The organism is Paenibacillus phytorum (assembly GCF_013141715.1).
GTDB classification, from domain to species: Bacteria; Bacillota; Bacilli; order Paenibacillales; family NBRC-103111; genus Paenibacillus_E; species Paenibacillus_E phytorum.
In genome coordinates this window covers 49576-65370 of record NZ_WHOA01000148.1, presented here as the reverse complement: position 1 = coordinate 65370, position 15795 = coordinate 49576, and the positions used below count along the sequence as shown (strand labels likewise).

The 15795-nt window shown below is 40.4% G+C and carries 18 protein-coding genes; 13 read left to right on the top strand and 5 right to left on the bottom strand.

Annotated elements, in window-relative coordinates:
* Positions 1–100: 100 nt before the first annotated feature.
* The 5 genes from GC098_RS22685 (at position 101) to GC098_RS22665 (ending at position 5108) form a co-directional block, all read left to right on the top strand.
* The gene (locus GC098_RS22685; RefSeq protein WP_171645493.1) at positions 101–796 is read left to right on the top strand and encodes a class I SAM-dependent methyltransferase; all 696 of its coding nucleotides are present in this window, start codon (positions 101–103) and stop codon (positions 794–796) included.
* 123 nt (positions 797–919) lie between these two features.
* Complete coding sequence (locus tag GC098_RS22680) at positions 920–2845, top strand: DUF2334 domain-containing protein (protein ID WP_171645492.1); 1926 nt, start codon at positions 920–922, stop codon at positions 2843–2845.
* A 140-nt stretch (positions 2846–2985) separates the two neighbouring features.
* On the top strand, positions 2986–3417 hold the full coding sequence (locus GC098_RS22675; RefSeq protein WP_060647890.1) for an NUDIX domain-containing protein: 432 nt from the start codon (positions 2986–2988) through the stop codon (positions 3415–3417).
* Between the two features lie 4 nt (positions 3418–3421).
* Positions 3422–3940, top strand: a complete 519-nt coding sequence (locus GC098_RS22670; RefSeq protein WP_171645491.1) for a GNAT family N-acetyltransferase — start codon at positions 3422–3424, stop codon at positions 3938–3940.
* Between the two features lie 91 nt (positions 3941–4031).
* Positions 4032–5108, top strand: coding sequence for a YheC/YheD family endospore coat-associated protein (locus GC098_RS22665; RefSeq protein WP_171645490.1), 1077 nt, complete (start codon positions 4032–4034; stop codon positions 5106–5108).
* Positions 5109–5490: 382 nt separating this feature from the next.
* On the opposite strand, the gene GC098_RS22660 is transcribed toward GC098_RS22665, so the two are convergent.
* The gene (locus GC098_RS22660) at positions 5491–6159 is read right to left on the bottom strand and encodes a phosphatase PAP2 family protein (protein WP_171645489.1); all 669 of its coding nucleotides are present in this window, start codon (positions 6157–6159) and stop codon (positions 5491–5493) included.
* Positions 6160–6298: 139 nt separating this feature from the next.
* On the opposite strand from GC098_RS22660, the gene GC098_RS22655 reads away from it, so the two are divergent.
* A complete protein-coding gene (locus GC098_RS22655; RefSeq protein ID WP_171645488.1) occupies positions 6299–6811 on the top strand; it encodes a DUF6886 family protein in 513 nt (170 codons plus the stop codon).
* 18 nt (positions 6812–6829) lie between these two features.
* Here the strand turns inward: GC098_RS22655 and GC098_RS22650 are convergent, their stop codons facing one another.
* Positions 6830–7129 carry a hypothetical protein gene (locus tag GC098_RS22650; protein ID WP_171645487.1) on the bottom strand — a complete coding sequence of 100 codons (300 nt, stop codon included), beginning with the start codon at positions 7127–7129 and terminating at the stop codon, positions 6830–6832.
* A gap of 295 nt (positions 7130–7424) precedes the next feature.
* Here GC098_RS22650 and GC098_RS22645 point away from each other — a divergent pair, with 295 nt between their 5' ends.
* From GC098_RS22645 to GC098_RS41685, 5 genes are all read left to right on the top strand, one after another.
* A complete protein-coding gene (locus GC098_RS22645; RefSeq protein WP_029198301.1) occupies positions 7425–7733 on the top strand; it encodes a hypothetical protein in 309 nt (102 codons plus the stop codon).
* A gap of 15 nt (positions 7734–7748) precedes the next feature.
* Complete coding sequence (locus GC098_RS22640; protein WP_171645486.1) at positions 7749–8222, top strand: hypothetical protein; 474 nt, start codon at positions 7749–7751, stop codon at positions 8220–8222.
* 665 nt (positions 8223–8887) lie between these two features.
* Positions 8888–9649 carry a phosphoribosylformimino-5-aminoimidazole carboxamide ribotide isomerase gene (gene hisA, locus GC098_RS22635; RefSeq protein WP_171645485.1) on the top strand — a complete coding sequence of 254 codons (762 nt, stop codon included), beginning with the start codon at positions 8888–8890 and terminating at the stop codon, positions 9647–9649.
* Between the two features lie 156 nt (positions 9650–9805).
* Positions 9806–11176: a PDZ domain-containing protein gene (locus GC098_RS22630; protein ID WP_171645484.1), complete on the top strand. Its 1371-nt coding sequence runs from the start codon at positions 9806–9808 to the stop codon at positions 11174–11176.
* Positions 11177–11304: 128 nt separating this feature from the next.
* Positions 11305–11463: an aspartyl-phosphate phosphatase Spo0E family protein gene (locus tag GC098_RS41685; protein ID WP_171645483.1), complete on the top strand. Its 159-nt coding sequence runs from the start codon at positions 11305–11307 to the stop codon at positions 11461–11463.
* On the opposite strand, the gene GC098_RS22620 is transcribed toward GC098_RS41685, so the two are convergent.
* The 3 genes from GC098_RS22620 to GC098_RS22610 all read right to left on the bottom strand — a co-directional run bounded on the left by GC098_RS22620 (position 11460) and on the right by GC098_RS22610 (position 13898).
* Positions 11460–12350: an alpha/beta fold hydrolase gene (locus GC098_RS22620; protein ID WP_246358843.1), complete on the bottom strand. Its 891-nt coding sequence runs from the start codon at positions 12348–12350 to the stop codon at positions 11460–11462. The genes GC098_RS41685 and GC098_RS22620 overlap by 4 nt on opposite strands.
* Positions 12351–12441: 91 nt before the next feature.
* Positions 12442–13140 carry a YwrJ family protein gene (locus tag GC098_RS22615; protein ID WP_216625394.1) on the bottom strand — a complete coding sequence of 233 codons (699 nt, stop codon included), beginning with the start codon at positions 13138–13140 and terminating at the stop codon, positions 12442–12444.
* A gap of 167 nt (positions 13141–13307) precedes the next feature.
* Positions 13308–13898: a DUF2642 domain-containing protein gene (locus GC098_RS22610; protein ID WP_171645481.1), complete on the bottom strand. Its 591-nt coding sequence runs from the start codon at positions 13896–13898 to the stop codon at positions 13308–13310.
* Positions 13899–14176: 278 nt separating this feature from the next.
* Between GC098_RS22610 and GC098_RS22605 the strand changes: the two genes are divergently transcribed.
* On the top strand, positions 14177–14620 hold the full coding sequence (locus tag GC098_RS22605; RefSeq protein ID WP_171645480.1) for a hypothetical protein: 444 nt from the start codon (positions 14177–14179) through the stop codon (positions 14618–14620).
* Between the two features lie 76 nt (positions 14621–14696).
* On the top strand, positions 14697–15749 hold the full coding sequence (locus tag GC098_RS22600) for a CotH kinase family protein (protein ID WP_171645479.1): 1053 nt from the start codon (positions 14697–14699) through the stop codon (positions 15747–15749).
* The last annotated feature ends 46 nt before the right edge of the window (positions 15750–15795 follow it).

Below are 15795 nucleotides of genomic sequence, written 5' to 3'. Positions count from 1 at the left end.
AACGTATTCAATGCCTATCCCTTCTCAAAACTCCTTCTAATGCTTGACCTTAACCTAAGGTTAAGGTTTATTCTTAGAAAAACTTGAAGGAGGAATCAGTATGTCTCGAGATCATAACATTTATCAAGATAACACAGAAACATACGACCTATTAATTAGTAAGCAACCCAATTTAGCAAAGGTGATTCATGAGATAAGGCCTTATGAGCAATTGGATGTGGTGGACTTAGGGGCAGGGACAGGAAGGTTTTCTATGTTTCTGGCCGCGGAAGCCAATTCGCTTTGGTGTCTGGATAGTTCCAAGGCCATGCTGAGAGTGTTAGAAAAAAAGTTAACTACATTATCTTCTAATAGTAACTGGCGAACGATTGTTTCTGACCATAGAGCACTGCCAATTGATGACGCTAGCAAGGATCTCGTCGTAGCAGGGTGGAGCTTATGTTATCTGGCTAGCTCGAATCATGTGGATTGGGAGAAAAATTTGAAACAAATGATGTCTGAAATTAGACGCATTCTTAGACCAGGCGGTACGGTGATTATTCTGGAGACTTTGGGAACGGGGTTTGCGGAACCGACGAGATATGATTATTTGGCACCCTATTATCATTTGTTAGAAACCGAATATGGCTTTGAGCACACCTCGTTAGCTACTGATTATAAGTTCAAAGATGTGAATGAGGCTGTACAGTTAACCTCGTATTTCTTTGGAGAGGATTTTGGAAATCAAGTAAGGGTAAATAATTGGCATGTGGTACCTGAGTATGCAGGCATTTGGTATAAGCACTTCAATTTATAATACCAAAAATTATCGTAATAACTTATAATAGACAATTTTTCATGGATATAGTCCAATAGACCTAAAGTGTTTGTGAATCGCTTGGTTTAGAAAAATGATCCAGCATCCTTGGGGGGAGTTTGCATGTTGAGGATCTTATTACAGAAAAACAGTTGGATGCGGTATGTGATAGCAGGCATCGTTTCGTTAAGCTTATACATCGGTTTATATCACATCATTACCGTTGAAGGAGCCGACAATAATCCGCGATTCATGATGCTTCGGTTAGAGGACATAGGTCCTGGTGGCTATTATAGTACACCTGAAGGGCTCGGAAAGCTGAGAGCCGTCTTTGATTATCTACATCAGCAGCATGTTCACTACAGTATGGCGGTCGTCCCGCGTTGGATCAATATTAGTCAAGACGGTACACGTTATGATCGTGCTATCGATCAATTGGATAATGACTATATTCAAGCTTTTGATCGAGTTCTAAGAGACGCTGTGGAGCACGGCGGATCTATCGGCATGCATGGTTATACCCATCAGGTAGGAAATGTTTATCGTGAGGATGGACATCAAGCCTCAGGTCAAGGCAACGAATTTAATGTGATTGATATGCCTGAAACAGCGACTACTGCTTTTGCGGAACAGCGTGTGAAGGAAGGTTATCGGCGTTTTCGCCTTGCGAATTTATCGCCTCATTTCTGGGAAGCGCCGCATTATCATACAACGCCAGAACAGGATAAGGTGTTTCGTTCCTATTTTGGCCTCTTTTATCAACCAGATGTTACGATCGATTCCAACCCGCCTGCAGCTCAATACAAGAATGCTCAAAATAAGGGCTTTGGAAATACGTCGTTTGGCAATGTATTCGTACCGACAACTCTTTCGTATATACCAAGTGGCAAAGATGAGAAGTTTATTCTTAATCAAATGGGGAAAACAGAGCGAATTAACTCCTTTTTCTATCATCCTTTTTTGGAGTTCAGTCATCTCGTGCCGGTTGTGGATGATTGGGGTGAACAGATATGGAAGGACGGTATACCGCAATATCAATACGCTGGTGAGAATAAAAGTGTGTTACAAAGGCTAATCACACAAATTCATATGAAGGGTTATCCGTTCTATTCCATTCATGATTACGTCCCCTTTGCACCATCTGTGAGTCTGAAGGTTGGCAGCGCGAAATCTACGCTCGTACAAATTGGCAACGTAACAGGCAGGAATCAAGATGATATTGTGACATGGGATAAAAAGACCTCTAATCTGTCGGTCATTCAAGCTCAGTACACAGGATTACGCAATGAAAACCAACCTGTACCACAGGTTTGGATGTCCTTGCCGTATGCAGATGGCTCATCATTTACACTTAATGGGATGAATGATCGGAATAAAAAAGGGCTTTGGGTTGTTCAACCTTCCGGCAAGCTCGAGAGTTACTCTTCAAATGGAACTACATTCACGCGACAACAAAGTTGGACGATCCCGGCTAAACGTTGGTACGATTTGTATGAATTGCGTCAGCCTAATGGGGACTGTATCCTTGCCGGTCAATCGAAAGATCGAAGTCAACTTCTAGGTGTTTATATGCATGGTGGGAAGGTTAAAGAAATTAAGCCATACACGTTCAGGTCCAATTCTTCAAGGGATTTAATTGTGAGGAATTTGCGAAATGAAGACAGTCAACGCTTGTTTTTGTTTAAAGAGAATACCTCCCAAGGTGTGGAATTTGAATTGGATACAGCGAACATGCAATGGAAGCTGAATAAGGTTTCACTGAACATTCCTGATGAGCTTGGCGGCGTCCAGTTCGGTGATTTTAACGGAGATGGCAAGGAAGATATTTTACGCACCGACACCAAAAATTTAACGAACCGTGTGTATCTACAAACAACGGAGAATGAATATAAGCTGCTCTCAGTTTTTGGACCATGGGGCCGAGTGAATGGACGTTTAACAGTTGCTGATTTCGATGGAAACGGGAAAGTTGATATCGCGATGTTACCAAACGATGATGGCCAATTGGATGTTGCTTTGTCCTATCAGAGTCTGAATGTTAATGAATAAGAAACATTTGAGGGGGCTATTTGGCTCCCTTTTTTTTGCTTAACAATTTACAATACAAAGTGCAATTTGTTAAAATTAGTTATTCGTTAGTGGGATTTAAAGGAAACATGATAAGGATATGCGAATCAAGGAGGATCATTTTGAGAACACCTATTTTATATGGCTCCGTGCACGTATTGTTTTATAGAAACGAAGAAGTTTTATTATTGAAGAGACAAAATACCGGGTTTCAAGACGGCAATTGGAGCGTTGTTGCAGGCAGGATGGATGGCGGTGAAGAGGTTATCGCAGCTGCAATAAGAGAAGCGGAAGAAGAAGCTGGGGTTGTCATCAAGCCTACAGATATTGAAATCATCGGTGTTATGCATCGCAAGAATACGACGTCGGAATGGGTGGACTTCTTTCTAAACGTACATAGCTGGCAGGGTGAGATTACGAATAAAGAGCCAGAGAAGTGCGAGCAATTGAAGTGGTTCCATTTGAAGGAGCTTCCAGACAATATGGTTAACTATATACGGCTTGCTTTAGAGAAGAAACAACAGGGTCTCTGGTTTGAAAGTATAGGATGGTGAATATATGAGTAGTGATAAAATCGACATCAGAAATATCCGAGTAGAAGAAGCCAAGGGCTATTGGGCGCTGCGGCTTGAGGCACTGCAAAAACACCCTGCTGCATTCGGTGCTGCTTATGAAGAATCGGTCTTACTGCCAATGGAAGAAGTGGATAAACGAATTGGTCAAGACAGCGGCAATTATATATTGGGTGCTTTTACAACAGAAGGTCAGCTTATCGGGACAGTAGGATTTAAACGAGAACAAAGTCTAAAACTGAAGCATAAAGCCTTTATTTGGGGTGTATACGTATCGGAGAACTACCGCGGGCAAGGGATTGCGAAACAGCTAATGGTAGAAGTGATTCTTAGAGGCAAGCAACTTGAAGGTTTGAAGCAAGTGACCCTTTGTGTGGTAACCACGAACGGAGCAGCTCTTGCCCTCTACCGCAAATTAGGCTTTGAGTCGTATGGGGTTGAACGTAATGCTTTGGAATATGAGGGTCAGGGTTATGATGAGGAAATGATGGTTTACATGTATTAGGAGCAATAGTTTAAAACGGAGAGCTGCCATGTGCGGCTCTTTTTTACAGCTATTTGGACCAGGTGAACTCTGACTGCATACAGTGTAAAAGATGATCCTATTAGACGAAGGTGATGACGTGCGCAGTGTGGTTGGAATTCTTCTAGACCGAAGAACTTATTTAGGCATTCACAGGAAGCAGACTGGATATGAGCGAATCGATCTTTACAATAAAGCCGCTGAAAATCTCGGAATGACACCTTTCTACATGTGCCTCCAGCATATTAGTGAGAAGTCAGCTCTAGGTTTATGCTATGAAAATAAAAAGTATCGACTTATTAGGCTGCCTATTCCTAAAGTCACTCATAACCGTGCAATGACGCTAACACCGTATTTACAAAAGCAATTAGCGCTTCTTTCCAATTCAAGTATTGTATTCAATGGGCAAAATCGCCATGATAAACTTCGAATTCACAAATTATTAACGACAAACAAATCAATTCGAGAGTATCTTCCTGAATCTATGGCCTACTCACGAGAACAATTGGTAGACGCTATGGAAAGATTTTCGTCACTTTACATTAAACCAACGAATAGCAGTATTGGTAAAGGAGTGATTAAAATCACTCAGAAGGGAGACGAGGATTGGCAGCTTTGTTGGAGTAATAACGAACCGAAAATGCTAAGTGTAAAGAAAGCACAAGCTTTTATCCATGAAAAGGTTGGAACACAAAGCTATCTCATCCAACAAGCGATATCTTTGGCAACGTATCATGGTCGACCGTATGATCTAAGGATTTCTGCCCAGCGCGGAGATAAAGGGAAGTGGCAGATAACAGGAATTGCAGGCAAAGTTGCTGCATCAGGTAGACATGTTACGAATCTGGCTAAAGGCGGAGAAGCTAGACGTTGTGAAGAGTTGTTTCGGGCTAGCGGCTTTGATCCTTACCGAATGAAGGCTGCTGTTGAGCAAGTTTCTTTGATGATAGTTGAAAATCTAAGTGAGCGAATTCCAACCATAGCAGATGTCGGATTGGATGTTGGCGTTGACGATGATGGGGGAATTAAGCTTATTGAAGTGAATGGAAGAGATCAGAGGTATGAATTCAAGCAATTGAAAATGCATCAGACTTTTAAAAATACGTATGAGACACCGTTACGATATGCTAAGTTTCTATTAAACCGATGAAGTTTATTCAATGAATCTAGCCCTATCTTCAGTGGGGCTAATACATAGGAAATAGAAGAAATGGGGATTAACACTACTATAATTGGCTTATTCAACTAGGACACAAACAGCGAGATGCGAATAAACTTTAATATGGCGTTGTAAAGGTGGAATCCGAAGGTGAAAAGACGTGTATTAGTAATCAAAATGAATTTATTGCCCTGGTATAATGAACTTGATGATGATCTAGATATCCATCATTCCGACTTTCCAGGGCTTGTCCGTGATCAAATAGCAGCAATAGGCGAGTATTCGATAGACTTCATAAGTCGATTTGAAACGAGATTGAGGCAAATTATCAAGGATACTTAGCCCATTTACCTCCGCAGCTGATATTGTTCGGTTAGGAGCTTAATTGCTTTACTTTCTTATTGTAAGCTCGATACTCTTTATACCATTGAAAGAGCCATACTCCTAATGTGAAATAGACCCCGCTTGCCAAGTATCCGCCAATGACATCACTAGGGTAATGAACCCCAAGATAAATCCGACTCATACCGATTAGGATGATCATAAGGACACAGAGTATGATGATAATACTTCTCCCGATTCTCGTAGAGAGATGCCGCCAAAGTAGAAAGGCAAGAGACGCGTAAAGCGCGAAGGCTTCCATGGAGTGTCCACTTGGAAAGCTATACCCAGTTTCTTGTATAAGTCTATGCAAGTCGGGTCTTTGACGAGCAAAATACAATTTAAGGAGCAGATTAATAATGCCAGTACCTGCAACTATGGAAATAAAGAAAATGAGCTCAAAACGATGATGTAGAACGAAATAAAGAAAAAGTATGGCAGAAAGGGCAATGACGACTACTATTGGGGTTGAACCAATGAAAGTGAATACTTTCATGAGTAGGGTGAGTCCAGGCGATTCCATTCCTTGAATGAGACTAATTACTTTGTGATCGAATTGCGCGATCCATTGGCCCTGAATGAGGGAAGCAACTAGAGAGAAGCATACAAATGAAAGGACACAAAGAATGAGGACAAACGTAATCTTAAGTTTTGGGATCATGGCAGGTTCTCCAAATTTACAATTTAGTGTTTACAAATATTTAGTATAGCATAAGGTTTATTTATGTATACGAGACTTAATGTTAGATAAAGGTATTTCAACATGCTTCTAGAATTATGGATCATGAAGAGGTGATCCGATGGAATTATATCATTTTAGCCATGAGCCCGATATTGAGGTATTCATACCAAGAGTAAAGGCAAATCGTACTGATATGCCTCCGGTTGTATGGGCAATTGACCCTGAGCATGCCTTTACTTTTTACGTTCCACGGAATTGTCCGCGCATTGTATACAAGAGGTCAGTAATGATGAGTGAAGAGGATGAGCGAACATTTTTTGGAGTAAGTTCCTCAGACACGGTCATGGTGATGGAGAACGATTGGTATTCACAGATCAGTCAGACAACCATGTATCGGTATACATTTGCAAGGGAAGGCTTTGAACGGTTTGACGAAACCGCAGGTTATTTCATTTCTCAGCAAACGGTCAGACCTTTGGACATGCAGCCCATTAGTCATTTATTAGATCAATTAATGGCATTAAATATTGAAGTAAGATTTACACCGAGATTAACTAAACTCCGAGAAGCCATTCTTGCTTCAACGCTCACTGATTTTGGCATTCATCGATTTGAACATGCGAAGCGGTAATAAGTAGTTTTACATTTTTTAGAGTTTGAATCTCTCGATCTGCTCCCATTTATTCTCGAGTTCTAATATTCGCTTTTGCATGGGGCCGAAGAGGTCGAAGTGCGGATAGGAAGGACTATAGTGAATATATTGCGGGTTCAGTCCATGTGATACACACCATTTGGATAACCGATCCAAATCTGAACAGCCCACCTTCGTGACGGTTCGAATACCAACAAAGCGTTTATCCAGCCAGTAATGAGTCAAAAAGGCAATCTCGCCGCGGCTAACGGCAGCCTTCCATTGTTGAAGTTCTTCTCTTTTTATGCCAAAGGCCATTGGGATTCCATCCTTTTTGCTTAGAATTCATAAAAGTGTGTTATAATTATACAATATAAGACAAGATGAGGCAGGGAATGACCTGCTTCTTTTTATTTTTAAAAATGAATTTGGCTTTTGTATTGCTTCATACCCATAAAAACAAGTAAAATAGAAGAGAAGCATTATTTGATCGATGTAAAGCCAACGATGCCAACAAGGGATTGGATCCTTTTCAATGAGGAAGAACCAGACGGTCAGCATGTTTTTACCCACAAGAAAATAAACGGTTTAAAGGAAAAGGGGACATTTAAAAGTGAACGTTCATTTAAATTTTACGAACAAGGGAAAACTGGTTATTGAAAATTTTAACAATGAGGAATTAATTGAAATTTTCAGCCGATACATCAACACGTTAACGAAGAAATACGCGGTAGATGTTAAGGTCCTTGCAGAAGCTAATCAGAACATTGTCGAAGACGGTTCATTCAAAGTTATCCTTTCCAATGTACAATGTGATGTTGAAACTTTTTTCAAAGAACTCGGAAGAGACATTAAAGTGCCTTTGAAAAAAAGATCCGATGGAAAATTGGAGAACGTGTTTAAAATTCAAGTTATTGAGTAAATTACGGAGGCTTGTATGCTTAGTTTAGAAGAAAAATTAGCAATCGTGGAATCTTTTCCCGAGTTAGAGCGGAAAAATGTATCACTTGGACGGATCAATTTTCATTATGAAGACAGTGCTTATGATAAGAAGACCGTTGTTTATCACCTGCACCCAAACGGAAATGGATTTGTTTACGCTGAATATATCAAAGGATATGCGACGGACAACAAAGGGTTAATCAATATCCGCGATTTCAGCGCAGAAGAGCTGCGCGACATTATCGAGAAGTCGATTCATTCTTTAACGGGTAAGACATCCAAGAAGCTTCCAAAGATGGATACAGAACAACAAGAAGAGCACTGGATAGATGAAGACGGCCATCTTTTGGTCGTTACTTTCGTTGAAGATTTATGGTATATCTATGCTGGCAGCAATCTAGACTGCGCTTTCGAAACCTATGAAGAAGTTCAAGAGTATCTGGAAGAAGAAGGATTCAATAAAAAGTAAATCATATAGATATAAATCAAGAAAACCTCATCTATGGATGGGGTTTTCTTTCACGAGGAATGCTGTCAAATAGGAAGCTGCTGCTAAAAGTGTTCCGAATACAAGGTAGATCATCGGATGACAGTAGAAAGGAAGTTCTTCACAAGCTAAGTTAAATCCGCTCTGTAGTAACAAGTTATGACCGTGTGATGGAAGAGTGTCAAAAATTCCGAGTATATAAATGAAAACAACTTTTTCCATGAATAAAATGAAAAGTAGGGAGAACGAGGCAAAGATTTTGCCCGTGTAAGGCTGATTCCGAACCCAGTACCCTATTGAAAAATAAGGTACTATGGAAAAGAGAAGGCCATAATATAAGCCTGACTTCGTGATAGATCTGTCATAAGGAACACTTGAAAAAATAGGATAGGATAGGGCTGCTAACGCAAAAGTTAACCCGTACAAGCTAATAAACAAGACAATTAGTTTCAAGGAGTGCGGGAGAAAATTCTTGTAGGTTCTATCGGATAGATTCATTTGATTGTTCAACTCCACTCGGGATTGGAAGTATTAACCAAATAACGATAACATGGCGGTGACATTGTGAGCAACATTAGAGGGCTATTTGTGCTATAATTGATGGAAAATTGATCTTAGCAGCAATTGTATCTAGTGGGGGTATTTTCGTGAAATTTAGACCTTGTATCGATTTACACAACGGTAAAGTTAAACAAATCGTAGGTGAGACATTAAGTATGGAGGGTAAGGAAATCATTGAAAATTTTGTTTCCTCTTATGACTCAACCTATTATGCCGCGATGTTCAAAAGGGATCATTTACTTGGAGGACATGTCATCATGCTCGGTGACGGGAATAAGGATGAAGCCGTTAACGCGCTACGTGAGTATCCCGGCGGTTTGCAAATTGGCGGTGGTATTCATGCGGAGAATGCTAGCTATTATCTTGAGCAAGGTGCTTCACACGTCGTTGTGACCTCCTATATTTTCCGCGACGGGCAGTTGAATATGGATAATCTTAAACAAATCGTAGCTGAGGTAGGTAAAAACAATTTGGTCATAGATCTCAGCTGTAAAGAGAAGGATGGCAAATGGTTCGTAGCTACCAACCAATGGAAGCAATTGAGTAACTTTGAATTGAATAAAGAAAATATTCGGTTTCTAGAACAATATTGTGATGAGTTTCTGATTCACGCTGTTGATGTAGAGGGCAAACAGAGCGGGATTCAGCAAAGCCTGGTCAGTACGTTGGCAGATTGGGTTGTAATTCCTACTACCTACGCAGGAGGGGCAAGATCATTCGCGGATATTGAGCTATTCAAAGAGTTGTCGGGCGGAAAGCTTGATATTACCATTGGGAGTGCCTTAGATATTTTCGGAGGTAAGCTCTCTTATGATGAAGTTGTGAACTATATGAACGAGTTAACTTAGTTAAAAGCAGCAGATACCTTATGATTTGGGTGTCTGCTATTTTTAATTAGATAATCGACTTCAATTGTTGATCTTTGGATTAAACGTTATTATTAAAGCTGTGCGTTCATGAATGGCGTACATTTACGATTCGGTGAAATAGGGGATGTTTGAGGGATGGCACGCTGGCAAACACTTTACTACTTGGGTATGGTTTTGGCTCTGATATTAGCTGTTACTGGGGAATTAATTTGGCTGCCAGATCCCTTGCGATTGGGTACAAGGATTTATTGGATAGATGCGATTGATCTACTGATCTATGTGCTTGCCTTGATTCCTTTTCTTTGGATGGCTGGCGCACTATGGCAAATGTTCTCGCAAGGAAATGCCTGGGGTCGTGTTCGAAGTATTGCGTTAATCGTTGCTTCCTTGGTGAGTGTAATCATCTTGCTCACAATTCCGAAAAAGATTGAAATTTCGGTGAGTACTTTTCTAATAACTTGGTTACTAGTGTTTATAGATTTATTTTTCCATGAACGGATGCGTCGCAAGATGCCTGTTCAGAGTATAACTTTGTTTATATCCACTTTGTTACTAATGCTTGTGATGTTCTGGCCGACGAATTCCATGGTCACTTACCCAGGATTGACCTTAAATATGAATCGCTACGCACAGGCAAATGAGGGAAAAGCTCATGGAGATATTTCGGGTGTGCTCGTCTTTGAGCGGCCAGCATTCCCGATCGATTGGCTATATGCGAAGCTTTTTGCTAAGTATACCTTTGAACCGAAGAACCTTGGTATGTCTTTGGGAGAGTACAACCAAGAAGTACGTACAATGAAGGCGGATGCGAACGCCGCGGGAAGTGCTATTGCTTTTCAGAAAGTAGGTAAAGGCAAGGGAATCACCTCACACGGTGTTCGTATCACGGCTATTCTGAAAGATAGTCCTGGCACTGGCATCTTGCAGCTAAGCGATGTGATCAAGGAAGTAAATGATTATAGCGTTACAACAGTTCAAGAGCTGACAGCCCGCATGAAATTGACCAAGCCCGGGGATCAGGTGAAGGTATTGGTACTTCGCGGCGGAAAGCAAGTTAGTCTTTCGGTTAAGACTCGAGTAAATCCGGACGACCCGAGTCGTGCTGCCTTCGGCATTCAAGTGGCGAATGAGATGCAATATGATATTCCAGAGCCGGTGAAATATCATAACTATTTACTGCATGAGGGGGGACCCTCGCATGGGGCGGTATTGGCACTAACATTGATTGATCAGCTTACACCTTGCGGTGTTACTTATGGCAATCGTGTTGCAGGCACGGGTACCATGGAGCCTGATGGTTCGATCGGTCCTGTTGGAGGGTTAGAGCAGAAAGCCTATAGTGTCAGCAGAACGGATGCCGATGTATTCTTTGTTCCATCTCTGAATGAGTCAGAAGCAAGACGAGGAGCACCCGGGCTGCTTATTGTACCGGTGCATACAATTGACGATATGTTGAACTGGTTGCGTTCAAATCCTAAGCAAAAAAGTCAGCCAACTTGTACTTAAACAAAAAAAGCGCATGTTGTCTCTTCGACAACAGCGCTTTCGTAGTTTGCTTTGTAAAACTTATATTTTCTTAACAATATTTGTATAAAATATATAAATAATAGACTATTCATTGGAGGTCATGCACAATGGACCCGTTAATTGAAACAGAGAAGAAAATAGAAGCTAAAAGGGGTGAGCTTAACCATGCGGGAAACATGTACGAGCTCCGGTCTGAGTTCATATTGCGATTATCTGGTGAGTTGGATGAATTATTAAATACTTATCAAATTCTGATAGCTTGTTAGTCTCTAGACGCTTCATAAATCTTTCGTGCAATAAGTTTAGGCTCGAATTGTGCTGTTGACATATGATCACCATGAGCTTGAATAAATCGATATAAACCCAATCGGCTTGACATATGCGGATGCCAGCCATATTCTGGATTGCCAAGTGGTATGGCCGTGTCTTCCATCAGATGGACATAGCTTTTGGGTACTTGCAAGCTGTAGAATTTCTTCAAGTCAAACTTTTCAAATAAGGGCCCGGCAGGTTCAGGTGTGACTTTTTTATAGAGCTGTTGAGCTTGCGCATAACTTGCTAGATTGGCAAAGGATTCTCTGAAAAGAGGAAACGGAAGCAATACTGTATTGTCCTTTGAGCTTTCTACGAGCTGCTTGAACATTGCTTTCATAGAGGGAGGAAACTCATCGGCAAGCGATCCACCATCTTTAAGTACAAATGCGTTCATGAATACGAGTCTTTTCAGACGATCGGGAATAAGTTCTGCTACTTTTTGAACTAAACTGCCTCCAAAGCTATGTCCAACCAAAATAATATTCTTTAAATTGTGAGATGTTACGTAATCGGCGATGGATTTTGTCATCATCGCATGTGTAGCAGCCTTGTTAGGGTCAGCGCCATGTCCTGGGAATTCAGGAACATAGACGGTATGGCCTTTTTTGCGTAATTCAGCAGCAATCCCCGACCAAAAGCTTGCATCTGCCCACGAGCCATGAACCAGAACAAAAGTGAGAGGCTGATCTCTTTCACGGAACTCATGTTCTAAATCCTGAGCCCAAGGAGCCTGAGCGATGTAAGGCCATACGGGATGGGGAACTGGGGGTTGGTTAGGATGCTGAAATGTCCAAGATTGGAGTGGTTGCGGCAGGTTCTCATAATTATAGGTCATCATGGTCTTCCTCTCGAAGTTTATGTCTTAGTGTATGCCCAGAAGGCCCATTTGCCACAACAAAGCAAAATGACGTCCAAACTGGACGTCAACGTTAGAAAATGCGTCCTCCCCAATTGTCGCCTTTGCGAACAGAAGGTAAATGAATCGTTTTCACATGCTCACTATGCAATATCGATTTCCCGGTAGCTGTATGAAGCTCGAGAAATGGATGGTCCGCTGTATGAAGGACCCCAATTTTGCTGGGATTTTCTCCAAGATCCAGAACTACAAACTGGCTTTCCAGCTTTTTCAACTGTTGATCAAACGTCCGTGAAAACGTAACTTGAGAAGGTTGGACGAGAAAATGCTCCATTTTCATCGAGTAAGGTGTCGTATTAGGATGGTAAGGGATCACATATTTGACGTGCTTCATCGAAATGAAAATCGTATGAAACACAGGGGAGTGGAAGGCAAAATAATCATTCATGATATGGGTCAAGTAACCATGTATGCTTTGATTGCCTGTGATATATATTTCAACGAACATTCCTTTAGCGCTCATCAACATCTTTCGATAAGAGATTGAGGCAGACTGAAGATCAAAAGGATATTCCGTAGGTGGGTCAATGGATGATGAGCTTGCATAGGTATCGAGCTTTAAATATTGTAAATGGATGATTGGAATATAGTAAAAGTGAAATTCATTGAAGATCACGATAAGATCACTGCCAACTTCAAGCAGAACTCCCTTTAAGGGTTGTTGGATCCCCGATAACGATAGCTCTACTTGCTTATCAATTAGATTAGTCATAGTTTCCACAGTTTGCACCTCCTTTCAATCTAGTAGAATTGCTTTATCCTTAATGTAATAGTACATAAATAACCCCAAATGGCGCGCTGAATGCCGTAGCAATCAGCGCGCCTGCGACGAGATTGGGGTTATAGGATATGGGTATCATATAGCAAGTTCTACTAAATTTAACGAGAGCGGTATTTTTGTAACATAAGTTTAATCGCAACGATTTGTGCAGCGGTTGCTTTGTTGCTTTTGTTGCTTTTATTGTTTTTATTGGAGCTATTGGATTTGTTGCCATTGCTTTTATTTTTGTTAAGGGCATTAATACTTTTAACATGGAAGATTGGAATACGGACGATTTCATTATTTACCACAATCAGTATGATGTTATCCCCGGAATGTACGAGAAGTCCTTCAACTTTTTCAGGGCCACCACGGTTGATTTGAACATTCGTGTATCTCAATTGACCCAAGAGACCTTCAAAGGTATACGCATGTTCAAAACGTTGGTGAGTTCTGTTACTTCTGTTACTTCTGTTACTTTTGTTGCTTTTGTTACTTTTGTTACTTTTGTTACCCCTGCTAGCATTACTGTTTGTACTACTAATGCTTTTGATATGCTGTAATTGAATGTATACAATTGTTCCATCATTCATACGGATTACTAAGTAATCATGATGGACAGAAAGTAATCTACCAACGATAGAGTCAGGACCTCCACGATTGATTTTAACCTCAGTACCGATTAATGAACCTAAATAGTTTAAACTCATTTTGTCATTTCCCCTCTCAAGAATGTGGTTTATTTTGAATATAAGCAGCGGATACTAGTTTGTGTTCACCTCCTGTACCAATGTCATTGCTGCTCATTTGTATTATAAGTATATGTATCCGTTAGAGATGAGGTACTAGATTAGAATCTATTTTTGCATTAATTCCACCAAGAGAACGAATCTACTATTAATTAATTTTTCTATATCAACCAATATCTCTATCCAATTCAAATCTCCTATCATAGACTGCACTATAAACTATAAGGAGGTTTTAAAAGATGGAAGTTATAGTATCTAACAAATGTAATTGCGACAAATCAAGAGGTAACAAAAGTAATAAAACAAGAGGTAACAAAAGTGACAAAACAAGAGGCAACAAAAGCGACAGAACAAGAGGCACCAATACTGAAAAAACAAATGCTCAAAAAAATGAAAAAACAAGAGGCACGAATACTGAAAAAACAAATGCTCAAAAAAATGAAAAAACAAGAGGCATGAATACTGAAAAAACAAATGCCCAAAAGAATGAAAAAACAAGAGGCACGAAAACTGAAAAAACAAATGCCCAAAAGAATGACAAAACAAGAGGCATCAAATCTGGTGGAAACAAAACAAGAGGCAATAAAACAGGTGGAAACAAATCTGGTGGAAACAAAACAAGAGGCAACAAGTCTCGTGGAAACAAAACAAGAGGTAACAAGAGCCGTGGCAATCGTTCATAATCACGAATAAATTAATCTAGAATGAAAGTCTATCTACTATAGATAGGCTTTTTATTATGTAAAAAGGCGGTGTGCCATGATACCGACTCGACATATCGTAATCCAGGATCAGCAGCTTAGAAAGTTGAATGAAGATGTTTGGAGCAAGCAATTCGTAAACGGTGTACTTATTAGTAATGGGAAAAGTGTTCCTCTTAAGGTCCGTTATCGGGGGGGCCACACGCGAGAGTATATGAAGAAATCGTATGAAATTGTGTACGGAGGTAAGACTTACCATCTGAATGCGGAGTATGACGATCCTTCAATGATACGAAATGCGCTCTCATTTCGATTTTTTCAACGAATTGGTGTGCCTAGTCCACAAACGAAGCATTTTGAATTGAAGCTAAATGGAGAGAGTCTGGGGGTTTATTTAGAATTAGAAGCCGTTGATAAAAACTTCTTCAGGAAAAGGAGGATTAGTGCGCAATCCCTATTCTATGCTGTGGATGATGATGCCAATTTTGAACTGTTTCACCCTGAAACAAAAAGGAATAAGAAGTCGTTGTTTGAAGGGTACGAGCAAATCATGGGCTTAAGCACCGAAAGAAAAGAACTGAGCGCATTCATTTCTAAGATCAATAAACTGTCTGGGAAGCCATTAGCTCAATACTTGCAATCCCATTTGGATATTGATAATTATTTGCGATGGTTAGCAGGAGCTGTTTTCACCGGAAACTTTGATGGATTTGATCAAAATTATGCGATCTATCGTCATAAGCCTACCAAATTATACCGTATCATACCCTGGGATTACGAAGGCACTTGGGGGAGAAATTGCTATGGGAAAGCATGCGGCAGTGATTTGGTACGAATTAAGGGCTACAATGGCTTGACCGAAAAACTGATGAGTTTCAAGAGTGTTAGGCTGCGTTATAAACAAATTCTTGCATCCATTCTTCGTACATCGTTTACAAGGAAACAGATATCCCCGATGATAGCACATTTACACGGTACGATAGCCCCTTATATGCTGTATGATCATAATCGTAAGTGGCCCTATTCGGAATTTAGAGGTGAGCCTGAATTCATTATGAACTACATTAAGGAAAGGCGGGAAATTATTAAGCAAGAAATGGAAAAGCTTTAGCCAACCAAATGCTCTATAGCATTTGGTTTTTTTGTTGTTTATTTCC

Coding starts and splice junctions, on each gene's coding strand:
- GC098_RS22685 (WP_171645493.1), top strand. CDS start 101: ATGTCTCGAGATCATAACATTTATCAAGATAACACAGAAACATACGAC.
- GC098_RS22680 (WP_171645492.1), top strand. CDS start 920: ATGTTGAGGATCTTATTACAGAAAAACAGTTGGATGCGGTATGTGATA.
- GC098_RS22670 (WP_171645491.1), top strand. CDS start 3,422: ATGAGTAGTGATAAAATCGACATCAGAAATATCCGAGTAGAAGAAGCC.
- GC098_RS22665 (WP_171645490.1), top strand. CDS start 4,032: ATGATCCTATTAGACGAAGGTGATGACGTGCGCAGTGTGGTTGGAATT.
- GC098_RS22660 (WP_171645489.1), bottom strand. CDS start 6,159: ATGATCCCAAAACTTAAGATTACGTTTGTCCTCATTCTTTGTGTCCTT.
- GC098_RS22655 (WP_171645488.1), top strand. CDS start 6,299: ATGGAATTATATCATTTTAGCCATGAGCCCGATATTGAGGTATTCATA.
- GC098_RS22650 (WP_171645487.1), bottom strand. CDS start 7,129: ATGGCCTTTGGCATAAAAAGAGAAGAACTTCAACAATGGAAGGCTGCC.
- GC098_RS22640 (WP_171645486.1), top strand. CDS start 7,749: ATGCTTAGTTTAGAAGAAAAATTAGCAATCGTGGAATCTTTTCCCGAG.
- GC098_RS22630 (WP_171645484.1), top strand. CDS start 9,806: ATGGCACGCTGGCAAACACTTTACTACTTGGGTATGGTTTTGGCTCTG.
- GC098_RS41685 (WP_171645483.1), top strand. CDS start 11,305: ATGGACCCGTTAATTGAAACAGAGAAGAAAATAGAAGCTAAAAGGGGT.
- GC098_RS22620 (WP_246358843.1), bottom strand. CDS start 12,350: ATGATGACCTATAATTATGAGAACCTGCCGCAACCACTCCAATCTTGG.
- GC098_RS22615 (WP_216625394.1), bottom strand. CDS start 13,140: ATGACTAATCTAATTGATAAGCAAGTAGAGCTATCGTTATCGGGGATC.
- GC098_RS22610 (WP_171645481.1), bottom strand. CDS start 13,898: ATGAGTTTAAACTATTTAGGTTCATTAATCGGTACTGAGGTTAAAATC.
- GC098_RS22605 (WP_171645480.1), top strand. CDS start 14,177: ATGGAAGTTATAGTATCTAACAAATGTAATTGCGACAAATCAAGAGGT.
- GC098_RS22600 (WP_171645479.1), top strand. CDS start 14,697: ATGATACCGACTCGACATATCGTAATCCAGGATCAGCAGCTTAGAAAG.